The organism is Halalkaliarchaeum sp. AArc-GB (assembly GCF_031432225.1).
GTDB lineage: Archaea > Halobacteriota > Halobacteria > Halobacteriales > Haloferacaceae > Halalkaliarchaeum.
Genome location: NZ_JAVKGM010000001.1, coordinates 532,036 through 557,630, shown reverse-complemented (window position 1 = coordinate 557,630; position 25,595 = coordinate 532,036). Strand labels below are relative to the sequence as shown.

Below are 25,595 nucleotides of genomic sequence, written 5' to 3'. Positions count from 1 at the left end.
TGATCACCCGGGGAGCTTCCCTTCGGCTTCGAGCTCGTCGGCCACGTGGCCGAGATTCAGTTCTTCGAGGGTTTCTCGAGTAGGACGTCCGGTTTCAGTGTCCCAGCCCTCCTCCTGGTAGTATAACGTCTTGAACTCCTCGACCTTCCCGCGATCGAGCTTCCGCCCACCTGTGTCGATGTACTCCCACTCGCCGTCGACCTTCGCAGGGAGGTAGTAGGGACCAGGTGCCGGCTCCTCGTAGTTGTAAGCTGCGAACTCCTCGTCGTCGCGGTGGCGGCCCTGAAGCGTCCAGATCGACCGTTCGAGGTTCCAAATACGGCGGCCGATTTCCATCCCTTCCTCGAAGGTAATGTCCATACCAGTGACTGCGTTGAAGAACCGCTCTTCGCCTTCGGGTGTGATTCCGGACTTGTCGTCGGTGTATGGGCTAGTGAAGTCTGCAAACGCCCAGTCACAGAACAGTGCACTCTGCTTGTAGAACCGACTGTAGTGCCGGTGCCAGGAGTTGCGCTCTGCGGCCACCTCGGAGTAGATCGCCTCGTCGCCGTAGTCGGGAACGACATTGTGGGGAGGCGTGCTCTCTTCGATGATGTTCGCGAGTTCTTCCGCCGAGACTGGCGGTTCCTCGCCGGTCAGGATCGATATGTGGGGCTGCCAGTAGACGTGCCAGTTGAAGTCGTGTTCGTTGACGTCCCTGGCGCCGAGTATCGTCGCATACCCCCATTCGACTTCGGTTCGAGCGTCGTAGTGCTGTGGGTATCCCCATGCAAAGAGTGTGAGCAGTCCCGATTCGAGATCTTGCTCCAGCCGGCCCCACTCTTCGGCTGCCCTGGCGTTGCCTTCCGCGAGGGCTTCGCCGATCCCTTCACGGTCGATGATCTTCTGTACGAGTTCCTCGACGAAACTCGCCTCCCCGAGCGAGTCCCAGGGGAGGTCGGCCTCGATTTCTCCGTCTTCGCCGAGAACGCCCTGCTCGTGAAGCGCCTCGAGCCACGGGAGTCCCGCGTTCAGGGTGTACGCGTTGAACCCCATCTGCTGGACGACGTCCGCTGCTTTGGCCGTTTCAGCGGTCGTCTCTCCGTGTTTTGCGGAATCAAAGCCGGAGTAGTACACCGCCTCCACGCAGGAACTTTCGTTCCCGTGAGAGCTCGCGGTTCGTTTGCGACACGTGTTGTGACACCCGACACAGCCCTGGGGCCGTGCCTTCGTTTCGACGACCCCTCCGAGATCCCCTTCGCCAGGAGATCGACTGAACGAGTAGAAGTCCCGTACTTGTGGGATATCCTCGTCGTGATCGTACGAATACTCGCGTTGGGCCCACAGACGTGCTTCAAGCAGCTCTGCAGGGTCGGCGATTTCGATGCTGCCCGTTCCGAGAACACTGATCGCCTTGAAGTTCTTCGAGCCGAGGACGCCACCGAAACCGGCGTTACCAGCGCCGTTGCCGGCGTCGTGTTGGACGGTCGCCATTCGTATCTCGGCCTCGCCCGCAGGACCGATACAGGCGACGGCAGGCTTTTGGGTGGTCCGTCCGGAATCGCGGGTCTCGTCGACCTGGTTCCAGCCGCGCTGGCCGACTTCGCTCCAGATCTCGGTCTGTGCTTCCCAGGTACCGAGACCCCAGAGGTCGCTGGCGTCGCGAATTTCGAACTGATCGTCGACGACGTTCACCCAGACGGGTTCGTCGGCGGCGCCCTGGATGATGACGCCGTCGTAGCCGGCGTATTTCAGCATCGAGGCGAACCGCCCACCGAAGTTGCTCCGGTTGAACCACTCGGTGGGATACGGCTGCGGGCTGATTCCCTGAATCTCCGTCCTGGCGGACGCTGCGGGAACGCCGGTACCCGCAAGCGGGGAGGTCATCATCGTGATGACGTTGTCGGGATCGAAGGCGTCGATCGTCTTGTCCTCGACCCGATCGTAGAAGATGGCGGTTCCCATCCCGTGACCGCCGACCCACTCTTCGTACTCGCTGGTGTCGATAGTGCTTATCTCGCGGTTCGTTAGATCGATGTCGAGGATTTTTCCGGCGTGTCCTTTCATAGGGCATCACCTGCGTAGAGACCGAGTTCTGCCCACTGTTCGTCCCGGAGGTTGATCTCGTAGGCACCGGGTCCGACCTGTGCGGGAATCTGTTCGGTAAACTTGATGGCGTCGACGGGGCAGGTTTCCACACAGGCCTGCGAGCCGTCGGGGCCGCCCTCTTCGTTCCAGTGGGGGGTGTCAGCACAGAGATCGCACTTTTTGGCCGTCTGGCTGTTCACGTCCCAGGTGACACGGGAGGGGTCGTACGGACAGGCCTCGATACAGCGCTCACAGCCGATGCATTTGTCCTCGTCGACGAACCTCACGTTCCCTGTCTCTTCGTCGGCGTGGAGCGCGTCCGTCGGGCACGCTTCCGCACAGGCGGGATACGTGCACTGCCGACAGTGATTCACGTCGATGTCGTCCGGGAATCCTTTAAATGGACTTTCGACGATCTGAATCCGCGACTGTGAGAGGCTCGCTTCGCCGTCGTGACCGACCGAACACGACAGCATGCAGCTTTGACAGCCCGCGCATTTCTCCGGATCGATCAACAGGTATCCCTCGGAAGCCGGCATCGCCGCCGCGACGTCGCCGGTGTCTTCGTTTCGCAACGCGAGAAAGCCGGCGGACCCACCGGCCGCTGCCGCACCCACTCCGACGGCGGCTCCTTTCAGGAAACTTCTCCTGGACGTATCATCTCCTGGAACTGTTCCTTCGTCCGGTTCTGGGGGTTGATTTCCCATACCAAGTGGTAGGATATCGACGGGCGAAACGGTGACTCTTCTAGAGATAAGTACTTTATATGAAGAAGTATATAAACAATCTACTGTTTTAATACTGCTGTTTAAATTATCCAAAAGGATTGCACATCTACGTATCCGTCTTCGTTTGATGGTCTACACGAGGATCTGGCAAACACGTTCGCTATCTGCTGTACAGGACAGTTACGTTCCGATTTCTTCTTCCACTCGGTCTTCCCGTCCGTTGTCAGTTGCGAACAACTGCTGGAACAGTTTGTTCTCACCGGCCCGCAACCGCTGAGAGAGTGCCGACTGGGTGATATCGAGCTCCGAGGCCACCTCCGAGAGTGTGGTCTCGCGCGGCTGCTCGTAGTAACCTGCATCGGAGACGCGCTGGATCGCTTCCTTCTGTTTTTCGGTCAGCTCTGAGAGGTCGATGGTACGTGACTGGTAGTCGACGACATCGCTCGGGTTTTTGATCCCGTTGTCGCTGATGCGCCGTACGGCCAGGTTTTCGGTGTGGTCAGACAGCTCTTCGAGGAGATCTGTCGCCTGCTCTCGGGAGGAGAGAAACGTCGTCACCAGGCAGCTGTCCCTGTCGACTCCGGTCACCGTCGGCACGCAGCCGTGTTCCGCGAAGACATTTGCGGGACAGTTACAGCCCGCTTTTTTGAACGTGTGAAACGTCTTCTCGTCCCCTTCGTCGGTTCGATAGACGATTTCACAGTAGAATCCACCGTGCGTCGGATGTTGGTTGACACTCACGATCTCTCCGTCGAGTTTGTGTATCTCGCACGATTTTGGTGGGGTCACCCTCAACTCGAGCTTTAGGTCCCGTTCTGGGTGGAGTGCGGATGACATAATTTGAATGGGCGGGTTATTCTTTACGTGTATTTATTACCACCCCTGTACATACGCGTCTCCCTTAATCCGTTCCGGTTTTAAATAACATAACAAATAATGGGATATTCGGGTACAGTCTCTCCTCTCGGGACACTCGCCCTGTCGCACAAAACCGCACAGTGAACCGAACCTCGGCCGTCAAAACAGCTGTAACAGGAAGATCACCGTCAGCACGACCGCGATGAGGGCGAACCCGTACGACTCGATACCGTGTTCTTTCGGATGTTTCTCGTGGGTTTCGGGCTTTAGTCGCCTGTAGAAGCCGAACCAAAGGAAGAACACGCCGCCGCCCAGATACATCACGTCCGGGAACCCGAACTGGAGCGGGTAGAAGACGGCGTACTCGACGAGCCACAGTATCCCCAGGTAGACGAACACGTAACTCACGAACCGGCCCGGTTCCATACCGCCTGCTACTTGGTGGCCACTAATAAACGTACGCGAGTTGCGGCTGGCCATCCCGCCGGAGGTTTCCGGTTGCTACAGGCTTTTCCCTGAACCCACCAACGCTACACTGATGACACAGCCAATCGAGGAGATCGATCTCGACTTCGTCCCGCTCGGCCGAACCGGCATCCACACGAGCGAACTGCAGTTCGGTACCTGGCGATTCGGCAGGGAGACCGAAGAGGGGAACGTGGAGATCGGAAAAGAGCGCGCCACGGAACTGCTGGACGCCTACGAGGCCGCAGGCGGCCGGTATATCGACACCGCCGACGTCTATGGCGGCGGCGACAGCGAGCGGTGGATCGGCGAGTGGCTCGACGGGCGCGACCGCGAGCGGTTCACGATCGCCTCCAAGATCTACTGGCAGATCCGCGAGGGCGACCCCAACAGCCGTGGAACCAACCGGAAGAACGTCCGCCACCGGATCGACGCCCTGCTGGACCGGCTCGACACCGACTACGTCGACGTGCTGTACATCCACCGGTGGGACGACGCGACGACCACTCGCGAACTGATGAAGACCCTGAACGGCCTCGTGGAGTCGGGCAAGGTCCACTATCTGGGCGCCTCGACGATGCGGCCGAACGCCTGGAAGGTGGCCCGGGCGAACGCGATCGCCGACAGCGAGGGATGGGAGCCGTTCACCGTGCTCCAGCCCCGGTACAACCTCGTCGACCGGGAGATCGAAGGCGACTACCTGGAGATGGCCCGACAGCGCGGCCTCGCAGTCTGCCCGTGGAGCCCGCTCGGCCAGGGATTTTTGACCGGCAAGTACAGTCGCGAAGACGGTCTCGACGGCGAGTCCCGGGTGGCGGAGTCGAGCCGGTTCCGGGAGGCGTATCTCACCGAGGAGAACTTCGATCTCCACGAGGAACTCGACGCCGTCGCCGCGGAGATCGACGCGACGCCGGCCCAGACCGCCCTCGCGTGGCTGATCCACCGCGAGGGCGTCACCGCACCGATCGTGGGCGCCCGGACGGTCGATCAGCTGACCGAGAACCTCGCGGCGGCGACGATCGACCTCACCGCTCAGCAGATCGACCGACTCACCGAAGCCAAAGCCGGACCGTACGACGCCCTATAAAAGCGAGGGCCGCGCCAGATGAGGGCCTGTAGTCGCTCTCACCGTCCGTCAGGCTACCGTGGCGTCCCGTCCGCTCGTTTTTCGAGTTCCCCCTTCAGGGCCGTCGTGTCGAACTCGTGGTCCGGTCGGATGGCGACGAAGTCCAGGAACCGCCGCGCCGCGAGCAGCTCGTCCGTCGAGTAGGCCGACAGCGCGGCGTCGATCGTCGCCCGGGAGCCGACGACCGGCTCCAGCGCCGCGAGCGCGCTCGCGAGATCGTACGCCCGGGCGTCCTCTCGGGCGTCGTCGCTGACGCTCGTGGCGTCGATGAAGTACAGTTCTCCGTCGAGCACGAGCACGTTTTCGGCTCTGAGATCCCCGTGGGCCAGTCCTGCGTCGTGAAGCGTCCGCAGCGAGCCGAACAGCTGTACTGCGGCGTCCCGCGCCTCCTCGCCGTCGAGTCGATCCAGCGGCCGGAACTCCGGGAGGTACTCGAGCACCACCACGCCGAGCCCGTCGACCTCGACGGCCTCGATCGGCTCGGGTGCATTGATCCCCAGCTCGCGCATCCGCCGGGTCGCTTCGAGTTCGTGTTCCGCCATCTCGTAGGGGGTTTTGAACCGCTCGAAAAAGCCCTCCGTCCCGGCCGAGAAGGCCCCCAGGTTCCGTCCGGTCGTAAACAGGGTGTGAACGAGGGTGTTCTGTCGCGAGATCACCTTCACGAACAGGTCCTCGTCGAGCACCATCGGCGTCGAGAGCCAGTTGTCCGCCTCCAGGAACCTGACGTGCACGCAGTCGCGGTCGTACCGCTCTGCCAGCTCCACCGCGACCGCCTCCAGCCGTGGCCAGTCGAGGCGGCCACGAACCAGGCGGCGAAGTTCCATCACGTCGGTACGACGTGCTCGGAAGGTATAAATCGCACCGAACGCGGGAGGGCCGCGTCGATCGGCGGGCTATTACGATCGTTCGGCGTCGACCGGCGGTCTATCACGGTCGTTCGGGGTATTTATGCGCCCGGACGCGAACGTGAACGTATGGACTTCGAGCTGCCGGCGGAACACCGGATGATCCGCGACACCGTCAGGGAGTTTTGCGAAGCTGAGATCGAGCCGATCGCGGACGAAATCGAGGACGACCACCGGTTTCCAGCGGAGATCTTCGAGCAGCTGGGCGAACTCGACGTACTGGGGGTTCCAATCGGCGAGGAGTACGGCGGACTAGGCGGCGACCAGCTCATGTACGCGCTCGTGACCGAGGAACTGGGCCGGGTTTCGGGCGGGATCGGGCTGTCGTATGCGGCCCACGTCTCGCTCGGGAGCAAGCCGATCGAGCTGTTCGGCACCGACGAGCAGAAACGGGAGTGGCTCGAGCCACTCACGTCCGGCGAGAAGCTGGGGGCGTGGGCGCTCACCGAACCGGAATCCGGCTCCGACGCCTCCGACATGGACACGACCGCCCGGAAGGAGGGCGACGAGTGGGTGCTGAACGGGACAAAGCAGTTCATCACCAACGCCACCGTCGCAAACAGCGTGCTCGTGAAGGCGGTCACGGACCCCGAGGCGGGCTACGACGGGATCTCCACGTTCATCGTGTCGCCCGAGGACGACGGCTTCGAGGTAACGACTGTCTGGGAGAAGATGGGGCTCAACTCCTCGCCCACCTGCGAGATCTCCCTCGACGGCGTCCGACTGTCAGCAGATCGACTGCTCGGCGAGGAAGGCGAGGGCTGGAAACAGACGATGAAGACGCTGGACGGCGGTCGGATCTCGATCGCGGCGCTGTCGACCGGGCTCGCACAGGGTGCCTTCGAGGCGGCGAAAGAGTACGCCACACAGCGGGAGCAGTTCGGCCAGCCCATAAGCGAGTTCGACGCGATCCGCGACAAGCTGGTCGACATGCACCGGAAGACCGAACGTGCGCGACTGCTCACCCACCGGGCAGCCGCGAAATACGACAGCGGCGAGCGGGTCACCCGCGAGTCGGCGCTCGCGAAGCTCGACGCCAGCGAGGCCGCAAGGGAGGTCGCCGAGGACGCGGTGCAGGTGCTGGGCGGCTACGGCTACACCGAAGAGTTCGCCCCCCAGCGGTTCTACCGGGACGCGAAGCTAATGGAGATCGGCGAGGGGACAAGCGAGATCCAGCACCTCGTCATCGGCCGGGAACTCGGGCTATAGACGTCCGGGCGCGGTCGAGGCGAGGTCGGGGAAGCGACGTTACAGGAAGCCGCCGTCAGCGAGCCGGTCGACCGCCTCGCGCAGTCGCTGTTCGCTTGCGGCATACGAGATCCGCGCGTAGCCGGGCGCGTTGAACGCCCCGCCGGGCACCGTCGCCACGTGGGCGTCCTCGAGAGCGTCCATGCACCACGACTGATCGTCGTCGTCGACGGGTATCATCATATAAAAGGCCCCGTCCGGGACGGCGACGTCGACACCGTGATCGTCGAACAGGTCCACGAGCAGGTCGCGCCGCGCTCTGAAGGCGTCGCGCATCTCCGCGACCGCGTCGTCGGTGTCCTCGAGCGCCTCGATCCCGGCGTGCTGGACGAAGTTCACCGCACACGACACCGAGTGAGAGTGGAGCTTGCCCGCCTGCGAGATCAACTCTTCGGGGGCACACAGGTAGCCGAGACGCCACCCGGTCATCGAGTACGCCTTCGAGAAGCCGTTGATCGTCACCGTTCGGTCCGCCATCCCGTCGATCGTCGCAAGCGGCGTCGGATCCGCGTCGTAGGTGATCTGCTCGTAGATCTCGTCGGAGATCACCGTCACGTCGTGTTCGACCGCGAGGTCGCGAACCCCTTCGAGGGCGGCGTCGGAGTACACTGCGCCCGTCGGATTCGATGGGGAGTTGACCACGAGCAGCTCGGTGTCGTCCGAGACTGCAGCCCCGAGTTCCTCGAGTGCAGGTTCCAGCTGGAAGTCGTGCGGCGCGAGGTCGACCCGCTCGAGGTCGGCGCCGGCCATCTTCGCCATCGCCTCGTAGGAGACCCACGCCGGATCGAGCAGGACGACCTCGTCGCCGTCGTCGACGACCGTCTGGAACGTCTCGTACAGCGCCTGCTTCGCGCCGGGCGTGACGATGAGGTTCTCCGAGCCGCAGTCGATGCCCTGGCCGGTCAGCTTGTCGACGATCGCCGACTTCAGCCCGGGGATGCCACTCGATGGCGTGTAGCCGGTGTGGCCGGCGTCCATGGCGGCCTTGCCCGCCTCCACGATGTTTTCGGGGGTGTCGAAGTCCGGTTCGCCCACCGAGAGGTCGACGACGTCGGCGCCGTCGGCCTCCAGTTCCGACGCGAGATTCGACACGGCGAGTGTCGCGCTGGGTTCGACCCGCTCGACGCGGGCGGCGAACTCGTCGCTCATGCTTTCACCCCAGCCATGTCGACGGCGGCGTCGACGGCTTCTGCGCCCTTGTCGATCCGTTCTCTCGCTTCGGCACCCGACATCCCCGGGCCGCTGACGCCGAAGGTAACCGGCGTGTCCCGGTCGAGACTCACCTCCGTGAGTCCCTGGGCGGTCGCGTCGGCGATCACCCGGTCGTGGTCGGTGTCGCCGGTGACGATCGCACCGACGACAGCGACCGCGTCGACCGCGTCCCGGCGCGCGAGCCGGTCTGCAGCCAGCGGCGAGTCGTACACGCCGGGAACATACACCGTCTCCGCGACGGTCGCGCCGCGCTCCTGTGCGGCCGAATTCGCCGCCGTCTCCATCTGTTCGGTCACTTCTGCGTTGAACTGTGCCACCACGAGTCCGAGCGTTACCATGTCCGAACGACGCAGTGCAGCGATCATAGAACTACCGTTCCCGTCAGGTTCTCCCACTCGCTGGGAGCACCCTCCTCGTCACCGGTTGGTCCCCGTCCGTCGCCGCCGCGGAACACAAACGTTGTATTCCCCCGGGCGGATTTCCGGACATGCGCCCCGAGCGGCTACGCGACGTCGACCGGAGGCTCCTGTCGCTGTCACTCGTCGTCGTCGCAGCGCTGTTCGTCCGGTTCGTCGGCCTCGGGACCCGCGTGTTCCACTGGGACGAGGGTCGCGTGGGCTACTGGACCCTCCGGTACGCGGACTCGGGGATCTTCGAATACAACCCGATCATTCACGGGCCGTTCCTCCCGCTCGTAAACTCGACGGTGTTCGATCTACTGGCGCCGACGGACGCCGTCGCTCGGCTGGTCGTCGCCCTCGTCGGCGGCCTGCTTCCGCTTGCGGCGTGGCTGTTTCGGGATCATCTCGACGACCTCGAGGTTGTCGCGCTGGGACTCCTGCTCGCGTTCAATCCCGTTCTCGTCTACTACGGGCGGTTCATGCGCAACGACGTCCTCGTGGCGGCGTTTTCCGTGTTCGCACTCGGGTTCGCGATCCGTGCGATTTCGACCCGGGACGTGCGTCGGCTGTATCCGGCCGTCGCGCTCGTCGCGCTCGCGTTCACGACGAAGGGCAACGCGCTGCTGTATCTGCTGTGTTACGCCGGCGCGACGGCACTGGTGGTGGATCACCTGCTGGTTCGGGCCAGAAAGGAGGACCGATCGATCCGGGACACCGTCCGCGGGTGGCTCGCCGATATCTGGCGGACGCTCCGTCATTCAGCAGGTGGTGAGGACGGGTCCACGCAGCCACAACTGGCGACGCACCGTCGAACCGTCGCCTGGACCGCCGGTCACGCGGTCGGTCTCGCGATCACCTTCCTCGCGATCGTCGTCTGGTTTTTCGCCCCGCGGCCGGCACTGTGGGCGGCGCTTTCGGACCCGTCGCTTCTGCCGGGCGTGTTTCAGGAGGCGACGGCCGGGAGCGCCCGCGAGCTCGTCGACCTCTGGATGACCGGCGACATGCAGGAACACGACTACCTGGAGTACGCCTTCGGGCTGGCGTCGACGATGGCCAACGCCGCGGCTGTCGTCTCGGTGTTCGCCGTGGTGGGAATGGCTGTCGACACTCTCGGGGGTCGAAACCGGCTGTTCGTCGCCTTCTGTTTCTACTGGGGGATCGCGAGTTTCGTCGGCTACCCCGCGGCGACGGACATCGAGGCCGGCTGGACTGCGACCCACGTCGTCGTCCCGTTGACGGTGCCCGCCGCCGTCGGGCTCGCGTTCGTCGCCCGGGAGTTCCTCGCGGGGATCGACGTGGCGGCGCTCCGGGATCGGCTCCGGGGTGGATCCGGTCGGATCGTCTCAGAGGACACCGTGGCGGTTTCGCTCGCGGGGATTTTGCTTTTGGGCGCTCTCGCAGGGGTGCTCGTGCCGACGGCGACGTACTGGAACTCGACGAACCCGGACCACACCGAGCTCGTCCAGTACGCCCAGCCGCAAAACGATCTCCGGGAGTCCCTCGACGACGTCGAGGCGATCGTCGCCACTCACGAGGACGGCCCGGACGTGCTGTTCGTCGGTGCCGACCACTCCACACGCGGGTCGACGTTTTACGTCGCAAACGAGTCGGACAACGACCAGAAACCCGCCGGTTCCGGGTGGTACGACCGGCTCCCGCTCCCGTGGTATCTCGAACGCGCAGGCGCCGAGGTGGAAAGCAGCGCTCCCGACACCGATCCCGCCGAAGTCGCCGACGGCGCGCCTCCGGTCGTGATCGCTGTCGCCGAGGACCGCGAGGCGCTTTCCCCACATTTCGACGGCTACGTCGTCCGCGAACACGAGGCCCGGCTGTGGGGCTTCCGGATCGCGATCTTCCTCGATGAAGACGCGCTCGCGTCCGCGGCTCGACCCGTTCCGTCTTGACTCTCACAGCCCGACGAACATATCAGAAAGACATTTATTACTGATAGTACTATATCTATTTACACATAAATATCGACATCGACTTCTCGTGATGGCCGAGGTGGACAGACGATCTTCCGAACAATTTCTGCTCTTAGTTCATAACTTACGGGTAAAGTTATAACCGTAGATTCGATACTACCACAACCTGCGGGCTAGCTCGGCTGAATTACGGTAGTGGGTCACGTCCGATTTCCGGATTTGAATTAAATAGTAATAATAATATTATGATATGAAAAGTTACTATTCGTCCGTTTTCGTCGGATCCACGGCGAGAGCTCGCTCGTCCGTTCGATCGTCGTTCGCCGATTACCCACGGAGGAATCTTCGCCGCCGGGCGGAGAGGAAGTCAATCCGCGTCCGTCGAGACGTCGTCAGATCGATCGTCCGCCGGCGCGAGTTCGGTTACCACGGTACCGCCAGAGCGGTCGACCTCGATCTCGCCGGCCGCTTCCAGTTCCTCGATCAGGCCGGAGAACTCCTCGGAGTTGAGTATCCGGTACTCCTCTTCGAGACCCTGTTTCAGCGACACCGCCATGAACAGCAACACGAGGGCGAAGGGGAGTCCGGCCGTGATCGAGGCGGTCTGAAGCGCAGTCAGCCCCCCGCCCAGCAGCAGCACGGACGCGATCGCGCCTTCGGCGATCGCCCAGGAGACGCGCTGGTTCCGGGGAGAATCGTGTTTGCCGCCGGAGCTGAGGTGACCGAGCACCATCGATCCGGAGTCGGCGGAGGTGACGAAGAAGGTGGTCACCAGCACCACGGCGAGCCCGGACAACACGAGCGTGAGCGGCAGCATCGTGAACAGCTCGAACATGGCGACTTCCTCGCCCTCTGTGGTAACCGTCTCTACGATCGTCGATTCTGTGAACAGCTCGAAGTGAAGCGCCGTCCCCCCGAGCGTCGCCATCCAACTGAAGGAGAACAGCGCCGGAACGAACAGCACGCCGAAGACGAACTCCCGGACGGTCCGCCCCCGCGAGATGCGCGCGATGAACATCCCGACGAACGGGGACCACGCGATCCACCAGCCCCAGTAGAAGATGGTCCAGGAGCCCTGCCAGCCCTCGTAGGGAACGTTTCCAAAGGAGTTGGTAAACGTCGACAGCTCGAAGAACTGGCCCAGATACGACCCCAGCGCCTGCGGGAACAGTGAGAAGACGAACAACGCCGGCCCGATGAGCAGCACGAGCCCCATCATCACGAGGATTAATGCGATGTTCAGGTTGCTGAGCCGACGCATCCCCTTCTCTAGCCCGACCAGCACCGATATCACGGTGATCGTGGTGATGACGGTGATGATAATCAGCTGGATCGGTGTCGCTACCGGAATCTGGGTACCCAGCACCTCAGCGCCCAGGAATGACAGCCCGGCGTTGATCTGTTGGGCGCCCAGCCCGAGGGAGGTCGTGATGCCAAAAAGCGTCGCGAAGACGGTCAACACGTCGATGAGGTGGCCGGGCCAGCCGTAGATCCGCTCGCCCAACACCGGCCAGAACACCGACCGGAACGTAAGCGGCAACCCCTTGTTGTACATGAAAAACGCCAGACTGAGCCCGACCAGACCGTATATCGCCCACGGGTGAAAGCCCCAGTGGAAGTACGTGACGACCATCGCCATCTCGGCTGCCGCCTCCGACTGGCTCTCGACGCCGAACAGCGGATCGTCGAAGTGCCACAGCGGTTCCGCGACGCTGAAGAACATCAGGCCGATCCCCATGCCGGCACTGAACAGCATCGCCAGCCAGGAGACGTCGCTGAACTCTTTTTCGGCGTCGACGCCGCCGATCCGGATGTCGCCAAAGCGGCTCAACGCGAAGTACACCACCGCCGCGACGATGAGGTTCGCGGCGATCACGTAAAACCAGTTGAAGTACTGATTGATCGACTCGAACGCCCAGTCGTACGCCGCGCCCGCCTGCTCGGTGAACAGCACGGATAGCAGAACGAACGCCACGATAACGAACCCGGAGACGAAGAAGACGTACGGGTGGACGTCGAACCCGAGCGTTCTGACGTTGTTCTCCCCCGGCTCGTGGTCGGTGTCGGCGGTAAAGAGGTGTCTGATCCCCTCGATCTCCCCGTCGTCGTCGGTCATTTCCTTCCCTCCGCCGGGTGATCGATCTCTCGGTCGAACGTGTCGGTAGTACTCCGTTTCATGGACTGTTTCCTCCTGTCGATCGACGGACACACCGCTCTCGCGGCACTCTCGGCGTCGATGGACCGGGGCCAAGCAGCGAGTCTCCGCACTCGCGACCCGGCTCTCTCCGGATGTTTCCGCCCCCGATTTTTGAATCCTTCTATCCGCGCGCGGGGTGTTCACCGCCGGATATCACCGGAAAATACACACGACAGTGCAACTATCCCTTCATAAGTGAGAATCCTTATGCAGGATCGTCTACAACCACTGGCCGTGACAGTGACACTACCGGGACCGACGCTCGGGGTCGTCGGCGGCGGACAGCTCGGTCGGATGCTAGCGGAGGCGGCCGCCCCGCTCGGCGTCGAGGTGATCGTTCTGGATCCGACGCCGGACTGTCCCGCCGCGCCGGTGGCGCGCGACCAGATCGTCGCCGACTTCGACGATCCCGACGGGGTACGGCAGCTCGCGGATCGGGCGGACGTTTTGACCTTCGAAATCGAGCTCGCGGATCCGGATCTTCTCGACGCAGTCAGCGAGGAAACCGGTGTCCCGATTCAGCCGGACCCGTCGACCCTGCGGACGATACAGGACAAGCTGGTTCAAAAGGAGACACTCGCGACGGCCGGAATCCCCGTGCCCGAATTCGAGGCGGTCGAGGACGCCGGAGACGTGCGACGGACCGTCGAACGACACGACGGCGTCATGCTGAAAGCCCGGGAGGGCGGCTACGACGGCCGGGGGAACCTCCCGGTCGCGACGGTCGATGCTGCCGAACCGGCGCTCGACTCGGTCGGCGGCGACGCCATGGCCGAGGAGTTTCTCGATTTCGAGCGAGAACTCGCGGTGATCGGCGTGAAAGGCGACGGGGCGGTCCGAACGTATCCGACGACCGAGACGATCCACCGCGAGGAGATCCTCCGGGAGACGGTGACGCCGGCGCGGGCGAGCGAGGCTGTACGCGAGCGCGCACAGGCGGTTGCACGCGACGTTCTTGCGGAACTCGACGGACGAGGGGTCTACGGGATCGAGCTGTTCGAGACCCGCGAGGGGGAGGTGCTCGTAAACGAGATCGCCCCTCGCCCCCACAACTCCGGCCACTGGACGATCGAGGGAGCGACCTGCTCGCAGTTCGAAAACCACGTCAGGGCGACGCTGGGTTGGCCGCTCGGAGAGACGACCCGCCGATGTCCGACGGCGATCGCGAACCTGCTGGGGGACGTCGAGGAGTCGACGGTGGCGACGCTTTCGGGCGTCGATCCCGTCCTCTCGGCGCCGAACGCACACCTCCACTGGTACGGGAAACGCGAGGTTCGTCCGCTCCGGAAGATGGGCCATCTCACCGTGACGGGGCGTTCCCCCGACGAGGAGGGCGGTGCCGACGTCCTCGAACGCGCACGGCGGCTCCGCGACGGGCTCACTTTTAAGCAGGGGACGGTCGAGGATCGATCCGTGGAGGAACAATGAGCGAGCGCGTCCAGCAACTGATCGACCGGCTCGAATCGGAAGCCGACCAGCGTCGGGAGCCCGAGACCACCCCGGACGTCGGGATCATCATGGGATCGGACTCGGACCTGCCGACGATGGAGGGGGCCTACGAGGCGCTGTTCGAACTCGGATTCGCCGAACAGACCGACTTCGCCGACCCGCCGGAGGCCCGGTTCACCTTCGAGAGCTACGTCGTCTCGGCCCACCGGACTCCCGACTTCATGTACGCCTACGGGGAGACGGCCCGCGATCGCGGGATCGAGGTGATCGTCGCCGGCGCGGGCGGCAAGTCGGCGGATCTGCCGAACATGACTGCCTCGATCGCGTATCCGTTGCCGGTGATCGGCGTTCCCGTCCAGGAGAAATCCGTCGACTCGGTGATCGGGATGCCCACCGGCGCGCCGATCACCGCCGTCGACGCCGGCAAGTCGTTCAACGCGGCGCTGTCGGCGGCCCAGATCCTCGCCCGGAAACATCCCGAGATCGAAGGGCGGCTGGTCGAGTACCACGAGGAGCTCGTCGACGGCGTCGGCGAGGTCTCCACAGCGTTGCACGATCGTGGGATCGACGGGTTCCGGCAGTGGGGCGCCGACCGGTCGGAGTAGTTTAAGTACGACGCGCCGGACAGTACTTCCATGGACGACGACGGCGGGGGGAAAGGTCGGTTCCGGCGAGCCTCCCTCGTCAACGTTCTCGGTAACGCGGCGAAGATCATCGTCGAGGGGGCGGCGGGGCTGGCGTTCGGCTCCGCAGCGTTGGTCGCCGACGCCGCTCACTCCATCGCGGACCTGGTGGCGTCGATCGTCGTGTTCGTCTGGGGGAGCCGCCGGTTCGACGAGCCCGACACCACACACCCGCACGGCCACCAGCGTATCGAGCCCCTCACGGCGCTGTTCGTCGGTGCGGTGATCGTCCTTCTCGGGGGGACCTTGCTGTACGAATCGGCACGCGGGCTGGTGTTCGGGACTGACGTCCAGTTCAGCTGGCTGCTCGTCGGGGCGCTCGCGTTCGCGATCGTCGATATGTATCTGGTCTACCGGTACACCGATCTGGTGAACGCCGACCTCGGTTCGACTGCGCTGGCGGCCCTGGCGATCGACTGCCGGAACGACATCTACACCTCGATCGCGGCGCTCGTGGGCGTGTTGGGGGTGCTTTTGGAGGTCCCTCGGCTCGACCCGCTCGCGGGGGCGTTCGTCAGCGCGCTCGTCATCTACCAGGGGGTCGAGATCGGCCGCGAGAACGTTCGATACCTCGTCGGTGCGGCTCCGGATGTCGACCGGCGAGCCGAGATCGAGAAACAGCTCAGGTCCCATCCAGCGGTCAACGGCATCCACGACCTCGCGGTGTACTACGACGGGACCGCCCTCGAGGTGGAGGTTCACGTCGAGGTCGACGGCGACCTGACGCTGCGGGAGGCACACGACGTCGAAACCGCGCTGGTGGAGAGGGTCAGCGAGATCGCGGACGTCGGCGACGTCCACGTCCACCTCGACCCGGGCGGGATCGGAGAGTGGAAAGAGAGCCGGTGACCGGCCGGAAGACAGCCGGTTTTCGTCCGTATCAGCTCCGGGTGACGTCGGTGACGGGGTAGCCGGCGGATTCGATCGCCTCCACGATCGCGCTCGCGTGTTCGACGCCGCTGGTTTCGACCTCGAAGACGAGGTACGCTTCGCCGATCTCCAGATCCTGGACCGATCGGTCGTGGCGGACGTTGTGAATGTTTGCACCCTGTGTGGCGAGAATGTCGGACAGCTCCTCCATCACGCCGACCTGATCGTCGATCTTCACCCGGAGATCGAGCAACTGCCTGCGCTCGGTCATCGCGTGAACGAGCACCGTCCGGAGCATCGTCATGTCGAGATTGCCGCCGCACAGCAGTGGCATCACCGTTTCGCCCTCGACGTCGAGTTGATCGCCCAGAAGCGCTGCGACCGACGCCGCTCCGGCGCCCTCGACGACCTGTTTCGCCCGCTCCAACAGAAGCAGGATCGCCTTCGCGATCTCCCCGTCGGTCACGGTAACGATCTCGTCGACGTGCTCGCGAATGAGCCCCAGCGTGAGATCCGAGACGCCGCCGGTCGCGATCCCGTCGGCAATAGTGTTTACGTTCTCGAGGGTAACCGGCATCCCTTTGTCGAGACTCTCGTGGACCGTCTCCGCTCCGGTTGCCTGCACACCGACGACCCGAGTCTCCGGCGAGAGGTGATCGAACGCCACGGCGATCCCGCTTATCAGTCCGGCACCGCCGATCGGAACGACGACGGTGTCGACGGCCGGGAGGTCCCCGTACATCTCCACGCCGAGTGTTCCCTGACCGGCGACGATGTCCGGGTCGTCGTAGGCGTGGACGAACTCCGCGTCACCCTCCCGTGCGAGCGATTTCGCGTGGGCCATCGCCTCCTGGAAGTCCTGGCCGACCAGTTCGACTGTCGCACCGTACTCCCGGGTGGCGTCGATCTTCGCCTGTGGGGCGTTACGGGGCATTACGATCGTCGAGTTCGCCCCACACTTGGCCGCCGCGAGCGCGACGCCCTGTGCGTGATTGCCGGCGCTTGCGGCGACGAACTCCGTGGCACCCTCCTCGACGGCCCGGGAGATCTTGTTGTATGCGCCCCTGGTTTTGAACGATCCCGTCCACTGGAGATGTTCCATCTTGAGATGGACGGCAGCGCCGACCATCTTTCCGAGCGAGGTGCTCTGCTCTACCGGCGTTCGCTTTACCACTGATGGATCGTCCAGCCGTTCGTTCGCCCGTTCGATGTCCTCGTATCGTACTCGCGTGTTTCCTTCTGTCATCGTTCGCGTGATCGGTTGTCGTGTGTCGAGACGCCCACAGCCGTCGTCGTCACGGTGCGCGCTGTGACTACCGCTGTGTGACGACGCTGTGGGTAGCGCCCCTTCGAACGGACGCTACTCGTGGCGACCGTGGTATAAGTGCACCGGTGACGGCATCGGCGGGAGCTCACTCTTCGTGACGCACGAATTCTTCCGGGAGAAATCTGATATTCACCGAGTTTTCTCGGGAAGATGCCTAATAGGCTCAACTCTTCACACAAACAATTTTATAACCACCGTTAGTCATTACAGTTGTCACGGAGGCAACTGACACATGTACGATCAGATACTGATTCCGACGGACGGTAGCGACGAAGCCGAAGCGGCGGCACAACACGGTCTCGACCTCGCGGAGGACCTCGGTGCGGACGTCTGCGTCCTGTACGTCATCGAGTCCCAGGTGAGCGGGCTCCCCTCGAAGTCGCTCAAACAGGCCGAGACGATGGACGAGATGGAGGAGTACGGGGAGAAGCTCACCGGTCGGGTCGCCGAGATGGCCGAGGAGCGGGGCCTGACGTCGGAGACGGCGATCCGGAAGGGCAAGCCCTACGAGGAGATCATCGAATTCGCAGACGAGAACGACATCGACGCGATCGTGATGGGGACGCGTGGCCGCAGTGGGATCGAGGATTATCTCCTCGGCAACGTCACGGAGAAGGTCGTCCGCACCTCCAACGTGCCGGTCGTGACGATCCGTCGGCCGAAGCTCGAGTGACACAACGCGGGTAGTTTCGTTTTTCTTGTCGTCGTTGCGGGGGAGCCGCCGCTATCGCCGGATAAAAAAACGGAAAAACGGTTGCGTCGTCAGTCGTCGTCCTGTACGAAGTCGACCGACGTGCCGGGCAGCGACTCTTCCTCCTGCAGGAAGATCGCACGGCGCTTCCCGAACAGGACAGCCATCGACACCACGGCGAGCAACAGGATGAGCGCGAACGGACCGCCGGTGATGATCGCCGCGGCCTGTAGCGCGTCGACTCCGCCGACGACCATCAGGATCGAGGCCAACAGCCCGATGAGGGCTCCCCAGATGACGCGGTTGATCGTCGACGGGCTCTCCGCACCGCCGGTGGTGAGCATTCCAAGCGCCAGCGTCGACGAGTCGGCGGAGGTGATGAAGAACGTCGTGATCAACACGAGGAACAGGAACATGAACACCCCGCCGAGCGGCAGGGCCTCGAACATCGGGAAGCCGACGACGGCCTCGTCGAAGCCGAACTCCTCGTACACCTGCAGGATCGGTGCGACGTTGTTCGCCTCCATCCAGATCGCCGTACCGCCCATCGTGGCGAACCACGGGATCGTCACGCCGGTCGCGGCGAAGACGCCGGTGAAGGCGACCTGTCGGACAGTCCGCCCCCGGGAAATCCGGGCGATGAACAGGCCGACGAACGGCGCCCACGAGAACCACCACGCCCAGTAGAAGACGGTCCAGCCACCGACGAAGCCGGTCGGCTCGGCCATCGACGCCTCCGTGTAGAGGCTCATGTTGATGAAGTCGTTGATGTAGTTACCGACCGCTTCGGTCCCGGTCGTCATGATGAACCGGGTCGGGCCGATGAAGAAGATGACGACCATCAACAGCGCGAACAGCGCCATGTTGAAGTAGGAGATCCGACGGATCCCCTTGCGAATACCGGCCGCGACGGAAATCGTAAACGCGATCGTCAGTCCGGTGATCGTGATGACGGTCCCCATGTCGCCCAGTTCGATCCCGTAGGCGTATTCCAGTCCCACCAGGAACTGGGAGCCGACGAGTCCGAGCGTCGTCGCGACGCCGCCGATGGTGGCGAACACCGCGACGATGTCGATGATCTTCGCCCAGACGCTGTCGAGGTTATCCAGCCCGACCCACGGGGCGATCACCGTCGAGATGCGAAGCGGCGCGTCGTACCGGTACGCGAGGTAGGCGATCGGAAGCGCCATCACCACGTATCCGGTCCACGCCGAGATCCCCCAGTGGAAGAACGTGTACTGCATCGCGGCGACTGCGGCCTCACCCTCTCCCGGATAACCGAGGTATCCGATCCCCTGCTCGAAGGGATCGCCGAAGAAGACGACGCCTTCCGTGGGACCCCAGAACACGATCCCTGCGGCGATCGCCGCCGAGTACAGCATCACGAAGTACGACAGGAACGTGAATTCGGGTTCTTCGTCCTCGTCACCGAGCCTGATGTTCCCCCACGGCCCGAGTATGAGGAAGAAGACGAACACGACCAGGGTGAACATGATGAGCAGGTACGCCCACCCCAGGTTCGTCCACAGGAAGTCGTTTACGTCCCACATCGCCGCGGACGCCGCCTCTTCCCGGAGAATGAACGCCGCGACTGCGAGTGCTGCCACCACTACGCCGATGCCGAACACGACGTAGTCCAGTTCGCTCGTGAACTTGTCCAGTTTTCCTTGCGATTGTTGTTGGCTCATATTTAATCGTTATTTACGTTCTCGTAAACCCATATGTGGGTCGTTTCCAAACGACTCATTGATCTATTATAAAACTGCCGTCGGTCGACCTGGTTTCGTCTGTCCGGTTCGTCGATTCGCTTCAGCTGTCCGTGACATAGTCGATCTTGTCAAACGACCCGTAACATTTGCGTGGGTCATCCTGATCCAACTCGGGGATCTGTTATAAAACTGCCGTCGTTTGTTGAAGGTTGAGGTGGTTTATTTACGGAGAGACCTTCCGCATTTCGCACGGAGTGAAAGTTACGCCTTCGCGGCCCGCTGTTCTTCGACCAGTTGCTTTGCGACTTCGACGGCGGCGTCGGCGTTGTCGCCGTAGCCGTCGGCGCCGATCTCCTCACACCACTCCTGTGAGGTGGGGGCACCGCCGACCATGATCTTCAGATCGTCGCGGAGACCCTCCTCCTCGAGAAGTTCGATGACTTCCTGCTGGTGGTCCATCGTCATCGTCATCAGCGCGGACATGCCGAGAATGTCCGGGTCGTGTTCCTTGACGGCCTCGACGAACTCCTCGTTTTCGATCTCGACGCCGAGGTCGACGACCTCGAAGCCGTTGGCCTTCAACATCGTGATGAGGATGTTTTTCCCGATGTTGTGGATGTCCTCGTCGACGGTGCCGATGAGGAACTTCCCGCCGGTGTCGTCTTCGTCCAGTTCCAGGTCCGCAAGCAGCGGATCGACGTGTTGGACGCCGGCACGCATGCAGTCTGCCGACATCGCCAGCTCGGGCAGGAAAACCTCCCCGCGTCCGAACTTGTCACCGACAGTCTTGACGCCCTTCGTCAGGCCCTTCTGCAGGATGTCGAGCGGATCGTACCCCTCGTCTATCGCCTGTTTGGTCAGTTCCTCGGTCCGTTCCTCGTCGAGATTGATGATCGATTCCTGGATCTCGAGTAACAGTTCGTCTTCGACTTCTTCTTCGCCAGCGCTGTCGTCCCCATTGGTATCGGTCATGTGTCCAGTGGGTGGAGAATAACCATGATTATCCATAAAGCTTGTTTTTCTTATCAGACACGACGGCGGTTTTCACTTCTCTCCCGTTGTGGAAATCGGCAACGTGGCGGCTCTCCGGGCGGTTTGTAGGATGATTTATCTTTTTACGGATTGGTTCGATTGCAGTACAATTATAGATTCATAAGTCCTATTGTAGTTGCACATGGGTCGAAGGGGTCGCCGTTGTCGCCGGTAGCCGGCGGAGGTCGGGCCGCGCTTATAAATGCCCGAAACACCGAGCAATAACTTAATTAGCGCCTCGGGAAAACTGTCGAACGGAAGGCGACGAGTCGAGCGGCAGCTGATTCGACTCGTGCGCGCGAAGATCCATAACTATGACAGAGATAATCGACGGAAACGAGGTCGGCGATCGCATCAAATCCGAGCTGGAATCGAGCATCGACACTCTCGAGGAGGAGGGGGTTACTCCGGGGCTGGCGACCGTCTTGATGAGCGACGACGGCGCCAGCGAGACGTACGTCTCGATGAAGCAGAAAGCCTGCGAGCAGATCGGCATCGAAAGTTTCCACCACGAGATCGATCCCGACGAGCCCGCGGAAGTGCTGTTCGACAAGATCGACGAACTCAACGAGGACCCGGCCGTTCACGGTATCCTCGTTCAGATGCCCGTGCCGGATCACGTCGACGAGCGTGCGGTTCTCGAGTACATCGATCCGATGAAGGACGTCGACGGCTTCCACCCGGAAAACGTCGGCAAACTCGTCGCCGGCAACGCCCGATTCAAACCCTGTACGCCGTTCGGCGTCCAGAAGCTGCTGGAGGCGGCAGACGTCGACACGGAAGGCAAGGACGCGGTCATCGTCGGTCGGTCGAACATCGTCGGCAAGCCGATGGCGAACCTGCTGATCCAGAAGACGAAACTCGGCAACGCCACGGTCACCGTCTGTCACTCCCGGACGAAAAACACCGCAGAGAAGACGAGAAACGCCGACATCGTCATCGCCGCGGTCGGCGTCCCCGAGTTCGTCGACGGCTCGATGCTCAGCGAGGACACGGTCGTCATCGACGTGGGGGTCAACCGCGTCGGCGCCGACAACGAGAAAGGCTACGAGCTCGTCGGCGACGTCGAGTTCGAATCCGCAAAGGAGAAAGCCTCCGCGATCACGCCCGTGCCCGGCGGCGTCGGTCCCATGACGATCACGATGCTTCTGTACAACACGGTGAAGGCAGCGAGCCTCCAGAACGACGTCGACGTCGAGCTTCCCTGACCGCTGCCGATTCGAGACTGCCAGTCGTCTTTTCTCAGCTGTCGCGTCCACCAGGAAATGTTTATGGGGGAGTCACTGGTACTCACAACCAGCCGTGAAAGAATACGATACGGAAACGCAGCCGGTGCCATCCTTCGACCGACTCACGGAGGAAGGCGAGGAAGCGATCCACGAGGCAGCGATCCACATCATCGAGGAGATCGGGATCCAGCTGAACCACGAGGAGGCGATCGAGGTCTTCGAGGAACACGGCGCGGAGGTCCACGAGGACAACATTGTGACGATCCCCCGCGACGTGATCGAGGACGCCGTCGAGGAAGCTCCCTCGTCGTTCACCCTACACGCGCGCAATCCGGATAACAACGTCACGATCGGCGGCGAGTCCGGGGAGCCGCTGCGTGCGCCGGGCTACGGCGCGCCGAACTTCCGGACGTTCGACGAGGGGCGTCGGAAGTCGACGATCGAGGACTACGAGACGATGATGAAGCTCGTCCAGACCGAGGACGTGCTCAACTCCGCCGGGTACAACGTCTGTGAGCCCAACGACGTCGACCAGGAAGTGAAACACCTCGAGATGGTAAAGCGGTCGCTCACGCTCACCGACAAGGTGCCGATGGTGTCGGCCTACGGCGAGGACCGGACGGAGGCCGGTCTGGAGATGGTCGGTATCGCCAACGGGGATCCGGAGCTGTCGAAGCCGTACGCGGCGGCGCTGATAAACACGGTCCCGCCCCGGAGTCTCGACAAGAAAATGCTGGGTGGGCTGCTCACGATGGCGAAGAACGGCCAGCCCGCGGTGGTCTCCTCGTTCACGATGGCCGGCGCGTCGGGTCCGGCGACGCTTTCGGGCGCGATGGCGCAGGCGAACGCGGAGAACCTCACCGGGATCGCTCTGGCCCAGCTCGTCAACCCGGGAACGCCCGTCGTGTACGGCGTTCCCTCCTCGAACATCGACGTCCGGTACGGCTCGCTGTCGATCGGCAGCCCCGAATCGGCGCTGTTCATCTCGTTTGCCGGACAGATGGGGCGGTACTACGGAGTCCCCTCCCGGGGCGGCGGCGGCCTCTCGGACTCCAAGTCGGTCGACTACCAGGCCGGCTTCGAGTCGATGATGACGCTCACCGCCGCGGAGTTTTCGGGGATCAACTTCGTACTCCACTCGTGTGGCATCCTGGAGTCGTACTCGGCGATCTCCCCGGAGAAGTTCGTGCTGGACTGTGAGCTGATCCGGAACCTCGAGCGGATCGACGAGGGGTTCCAGATCGACGAGGAGAGCTTCGCGTTCGATCTCATGGAGGAGGTCGAACCCGCGGGCCACTTCCTCAGCAAGCGGCACACTCTCACCCACTCGCGGGACGAGCTGTTCCGCACCGAGGTGTTCGACAAACGCTCCCACGGCGACTGGGAGGAGGACGGCGAAAAGACCGGATTCGAGATGGGACACGACCGCGTGCAAAACCGGCTCGACGAGTACGAGCGCCCGCCGATCGACGAAGAGATCGAAGAGGACATCGAGGCGTACGTCGCGGAAGCCACCGAAACCGCCTACTGACTCCTCGAGCGACTGAGTTCTCCGTTTTCTTCTTCGGGCGTCTTCCCGTCGACCCGTTCGGACTCGACCGGATCCAATCTACCGTTTTCGAGTAAAACCCCATGCTTGTCAACCTTATTCACGGTTATTCACCAATCAAACGAACAATTTCTCGAGGGTACTTAAACGAGTGTAGGACTAAACAGCATCTTTCTTAATGGTGGACTTTGTTATCCCACGTAGCCATGTCTTCAGACGAGGATAGCGGATTCCCGACGGATTACGAGATCGCACAGGACGCGGACCTGGAACACATCACCGACGTGGTCGAGCCGTTCGGCCTTTCCGAGGACGACCTTGAGCTGTACGGCGACCACAAGGCGAAACTGTCGATGGACGCCGTCGAGCGGCTCAAAGACCAGCGCTCCGAGGACTCAAATCTCGTCCTGGTAACCGGGATGACCCCGACGCCGATGGGCGAGGGCAAGACGGTCACGACCGTCGGCCTCGGTCAGGCGTTCAACCACACGGGTCGTCAGGCCATGATCGCCATCCGCGAGCCCTCGCTGGGCCCGGTCTTCGGCATCAAGGGCGGCGCCGCCGGCGGCGGCTACTCGCAGGTGCTCCCCATGGAGGACATCAACCTCCACTTCACCGGCGACATTCACGCGCTGACGGCCGCGCACAACCTCATCTCGGCGATGCTGGACGCCCACCTCTCGAAGGGCAACGAACTCGACATCGACCCGAACAACATCTCCTGGAAGCGCGCCATCGACATGAACGACCGCGCGCTGCGCAACATGGTCGTCGGCCTGGGCGGCGAATCCGGCGGTCACACCCGCGAGGCCAGCTTCCTGCTTACGGCCGCCTCCGAGCTGATGGCCGTGCTGGCGCTTGCTGACTCGCTTGCGGACCTCAAGGAACGCGTCGGGCGCATCATCATCGCGTACGACACCGACGGCGAGCCGATCACCGTCGACGACATCGAGGCGACCGGCGCCGCGACGATCCTGCTGCGGGACGCGCTGAAGCCGAACGTGGTCCAGACGCTCGAGGGCACGCCGGCGCTGGTGCACGCGGGTCCGTTCGCGAACATCGCCCACGGCACCAACTCGCTGATCGCCGACCAGGCTGCCTTCGGGATGGCCGACTGGGTGCTCACCGAGGCCGGCTTCGGCTCGGACCTGGGCGCAGAGAAGTTCCTCAACGTCGTGAGCCGCTTCGGCGACGTCGAACCCTCGGCGATCGTGCTGGTTTCGTCCGTGCGGGCACTCAAATACCACGGCAAGGACATGTGGCCCGCCGACATGGACGAACTCGAAGAACCGGACGTCGAGGCGGTCGAGGCCGGCCTGGAGAACCTCGACAAGCACGCCGCGAACCTCCAGCAGTTCGGCGTGCCGGTCGTCGTCTCCATCAACCGGTTCCCCCAGGACACCGACGAGGAGATTCAGGCCGTCATCGACCACTGTGAATCCCAGGGGATCCGCGCGGGCGTCTCGAACGTCTTCTCGGAAGGCGGGGAAGGCGGCGTGGAACTGGTCGAGAAGATCACCGACGCCGTCGAGAACAACGAGGCCGACTTCGAGTTCCTCTACGACACCGAAGAGTCGATCAAATCGAAGATCGAGACGGTGGCGACGGAGATCTACGGCGCCGACGGCGTCAACTACGTCGACGGCGCGGAAGACGACATCGAGCGGATGGAGGAACTGGACCTCGACGACATGCCGATCGTGATGTCGAAGACGTTCCACTCCTTCAGCGACGACCCCAGCAAGAAGGGCGTCCCGGAGGGCTGGACGCTGGACGTGCGTGAAGTGTACCCGTCTGCGGGCGCCGGCTTCCTGGTGGTTCTGACCGGCGACGTGATGGACCTGCCCGGCCTGCCGGGCCGTCCCGCCGCCGCCGACATGGACATCGACGCCGACGGCACTATCTCCGGCCTCTTCTAGGCCGC

At 63.0% G+C, this 25,595-nt stretch carries 21 protein-coding genes; 10 read left to right on the top strand and 11 right to left on the bottom strand.

Annotation, left to right across the window (positions count from 1 at the left end; genetic code table 11):
- Window positions 1-3: 3 nt before the first annotated feature.
- The 4 genes from RH858_RS02775 to RH858_RS02760 form a co-directional block, all read right to left on the bottom strand.
- Window positions 4-2,046 carry an aldehyde ferredoxin oxidoreductase N-terminal domain-containing protein gene (locus RH858_RS02775; RefSeq protein WP_310561084.1) on the bottom strand — a complete coding sequence of 681 codons (2,043 nt, stop codon included), beginning with the start codon at window positions 2,044-2,046 and terminating at the stop codon, window positions 4-6.
- Window positions 2,043-2,774 carry a 4Fe-4S dicluster domain-containing protein gene (locus tag RH858_RS02770; protein WP_259533746.1) on the bottom strand — a complete coding sequence of 244 codons (732 nt, stop codon included), beginning with the start codon at window positions 2,772-2,774 and terminating at the stop codon, window positions 2,043-2,045. Before RH858_RS02770 ends, RH858_RS02775 begins: the two co-directional genes overlap by 4 nt.
- A 201-nt stretch (window positions 2,775-2,975) precedes the next feature.
- Window positions 2,976-3,536, bottom strand: coding sequence for a helix-turn-helix domain-containing protein (locus RH858_RS02765; protein WP_259533745.1), 561 nt, complete (start codon window positions 3,534-3,536; stop codon window positions 2,976-2,978).
- A gap of 276 nt (window positions 3,537-3,812) precedes the next feature.
- Window positions 3,813-4,079, bottom strand: a complete 267-nt coding sequence (locus RH858_RS02760; RefSeq protein ID WP_259533744.1) for a hypothetical protein — start codon at window positions 4,077-4,079, stop codon at window positions 3,813-3,815.
- Window positions 4,080-4,191: 112 nt separating this feature from the next.
- Between RH858_RS02760 and RH858_RS02755 the strand changes: the two genes are divergently transcribed.
- Window positions 4,192-5,205, top strand: a complete 1,014-nt coding sequence (locus RH858_RS02755) for an aldo/keto reductase (protein ID WP_259533743.1) — start codon at window positions 4,192-4,194, stop codon at window positions 5,203-5,205.
- A gap of 53 nt (window positions 5,206-5,258) precedes the next feature.
- On the opposite strand, the gene RH858_RS02750 is transcribed toward RH858_RS02755, so the two are convergent.
- Complete coding sequence (locus RH858_RS02750; protein WP_259533742.1) at window positions 5,259-6,068, bottom strand: RIO1 family regulatory kinase/ATPase; 810 nt, start codon at window positions 6,066-6,068, stop codon at window positions 5,259-5,261.
- A 150-nt stretch (window positions 6,069-6,218) separates the two neighbouring features.
- Here RH858_RS02750 and RH858_RS02745 point away from each other — a divergent pair, with 150 nt between their 5' ends.
- Window positions 6,219-7,358: an acyl-CoA dehydrogenase family protein gene (locus RH858_RS02745; protein ID WP_259533741.1), complete on the top strand. Its 1,140-nt coding sequence runs from the start codon at window positions 6,219-6,221 to the stop codon at window positions 7,356-7,358.
- Between the two features lie 39 nt (window positions 7,359-7,397).
- Here the strand turns inward: RH858_RS02745 and RH858_RS02740 are convergent, their stop codons facing one another.
- Window positions 7,398-8,546: a pyridoxal phosphate-dependent aminotransferase gene (locus RH858_RS02740; RefSeq protein ID WP_259533740.1), complete on the bottom strand. Its 1,149-nt coding sequence runs from the start codon at window positions 8,544-8,546 to the stop codon at window positions 7,398-7,400.
- Window positions 8,543-8,947, bottom strand: coding sequence for a 6,7-dimethyl-8-ribityllumazine synthase (gene ribH, locus RH858_RS02735; RefSeq protein ID WP_259533739.1), 405 nt, complete (start codon window positions 8,945-8,947; stop codon window positions 8,543-8,545). Before ribH ends, RH858_RS02740 begins: the two co-directional genes overlap by 4 nt.
- Before the next feature lie 149 nt (window positions 8,948-9,096).
- On the opposite strand from ribH, the gene RH858_RS02730 reads away from it, so the two are divergent.
- Window positions 9,097-10,914: a flippase activity-associated protein Agl23 gene (locus tag RH858_RS02730; protein WP_310561083.1), complete on the top strand. Its 1,818-nt coding sequence runs from the start codon at window positions 9,097-9,099 to the stop codon at window positions 10,912-10,914.
- Window positions 10,915-11,302: 388 nt separating this feature from the next.
- Here RH858_RS02730 and RH858_RS02725 read toward each other — a convergent pair whose 3' ends face one another.
- Window positions 11,303-13,051 carry a BCCT family transporter gene (locus tag RH858_RS02725; RefSeq protein WP_259533737.1) on the bottom strand — a complete coding sequence of 583 codons (1,749 nt, stop codon included), beginning with the start codon at window positions 13,049-13,051 and terminating at the stop codon, window positions 11,303-11,305.
- 315 nt (window positions 13,052-13,366) lie between these two features.
- On the opposite strand from RH858_RS02725, the gene RH858_RS02720 reads away from it, so the two are divergent.
- Genes RH858_RS02720 through RH858_RS02710 form a run of 3 tightly spaced genes read left to right on the top strand, consistent with a single transcriptional unit; the run spans window position 13,367 to window position 16,113 of the window.
- Window positions 13,367-14,560 carry a 5-(carboxyamino)imidazole ribonucleotide synthase gene (locus tag RH858_RS02720; protein ID WP_259533736.1) on the top strand — a complete coding sequence of 398 codons (1,194 nt, stop codon included), beginning with the start codon at window positions 13,367-13,369 and terminating at the stop codon, window positions 14,558-14,560.
- Window positions 14,557-15,186, top strand: a complete 630-nt coding sequence (purE, locus tag RH858_RS02715) for a 5-(carboxyamino)imidazole ribonucleotide mutase (RefSeq protein ID WP_259533735.1) — start codon at window positions 14,557-14,559, stop codon at window positions 15,184-15,186. Before RH858_RS02720 ends, purE begins: the two co-directional genes overlap by 4 nt.
- Window positions 15,187-15,216: 30 nt before the next feature.
- A complete protein-coding gene (locus tag RH858_RS02710) occupies window positions 15,217-16,113 on the top strand; it encodes a cation diffusion facilitator family transporter (RefSeq protein ID WP_259533734.1) in 897 nt (298 codons plus the stop codon).
- Window positions 16,114-16,144: 31 nt separating this feature from the next.
- On the opposite strand, the gene ilvA is transcribed toward RH858_RS02710, so the two are convergent.
- Window positions 16,145-17,380, bottom strand: coding sequence for a threonine ammonia-lyase (ilvA, locus tag RH858_RS02705; RefSeq protein ID WP_310561082.1), 1,236 nt, complete (start codon window positions 17,378-17,380; stop codon window positions 16,145-16,147).
- Between the two features lie 313 nt (window positions 17,381-17,693).
- Between ilvA and RH858_RS02700 the strand changes: the two genes are divergently transcribed.
- Entirely contained in the window at window positions 17,694-18,134 is a 441-nt protein-coding gene (locus tag RH858_RS02700; RefSeq protein ID WP_259533732.1) for a universal stress protein, read from the top strand.
- Window positions 18,135-18,223: 89 nt separating this feature from the next.
- Here RH858_RS02700 and RH858_RS02695 read toward each other — a convergent pair whose 3' ends face one another.
- Together RH858_RS02695 and RH858_RS02690 are read right to left on the bottom strand one after the other, a co-directional pair.
- Window positions 18,224-19,840: a BCCT family transporter gene (locus tag RH858_RS02695; protein ID WP_259533731.1), complete on the bottom strand. Its 1,617-nt coding sequence runs from the start codon at window positions 19,838-19,840 to the stop codon at window positions 18,224-18,226.
- Between the two features lie 282 nt (window positions 19,841-20,122).
- Complete coding sequence (locus RH858_RS02690) at window positions 20,123-20,833, bottom strand: corrinoid protein (protein ID WP_259533730.1); 711 nt, start codon at window positions 20,831-20,833, stop codon at window positions 20,123-20,125.
- A 374-nt stretch (window positions 20,834-21,207) separates the two neighbouring features.
- Between RH858_RS02690 and RH858_RS02685 the strand changes: the two genes are divergently transcribed.
- The 3 genes from RH858_RS02685 to RH858_RS02675 all read left to right on the top strand — a co-directional run bounded on the left by RH858_RS02685 (window position 21,208) and on the right by RH858_RS02675 (window position 25,590).
- The gene (locus RH858_RS02685; RefSeq protein WP_310561081.1) at window positions 21,208-22,101 is read left to right on the top strand and encodes a bifunctional methylenetetrahydrofolate dehydrogenase/methenyltetrahydrofolate cyclohydrolase; all 894 of its coding nucleotides are present in this window, start codon (window positions 21,208-21,210) and stop codon (window positions 22,099-22,101) included.
- 94 nt (window positions 22,102-22,195) lie between these two features.
- Window positions 22,196-23,653 (top strand): trimethylamine methyltransferase family protein, encoded by a 1,458-nt coding sequence (locus RH858_RS02680; protein WP_259533728.1) that lies wholly within the window; start codon window positions 22,196-22,198, stop codon window positions 23,651-23,653.
- A 224-nt stretch (window positions 23,654-23,877) separates the two neighbouring features.
- Window positions 23,878-25,590, top strand: a complete 1,713-nt coding sequence (locus RH858_RS02675; RefSeq protein WP_259533727.1) for a formate--tetrahydrofolate ligase — start codon at window positions 23,878-23,880, stop codon at window positions 25,588-25,590.
- The last annotated feature ends 5 nt before the right edge of the window (window positions 25,591-25,595 follow it).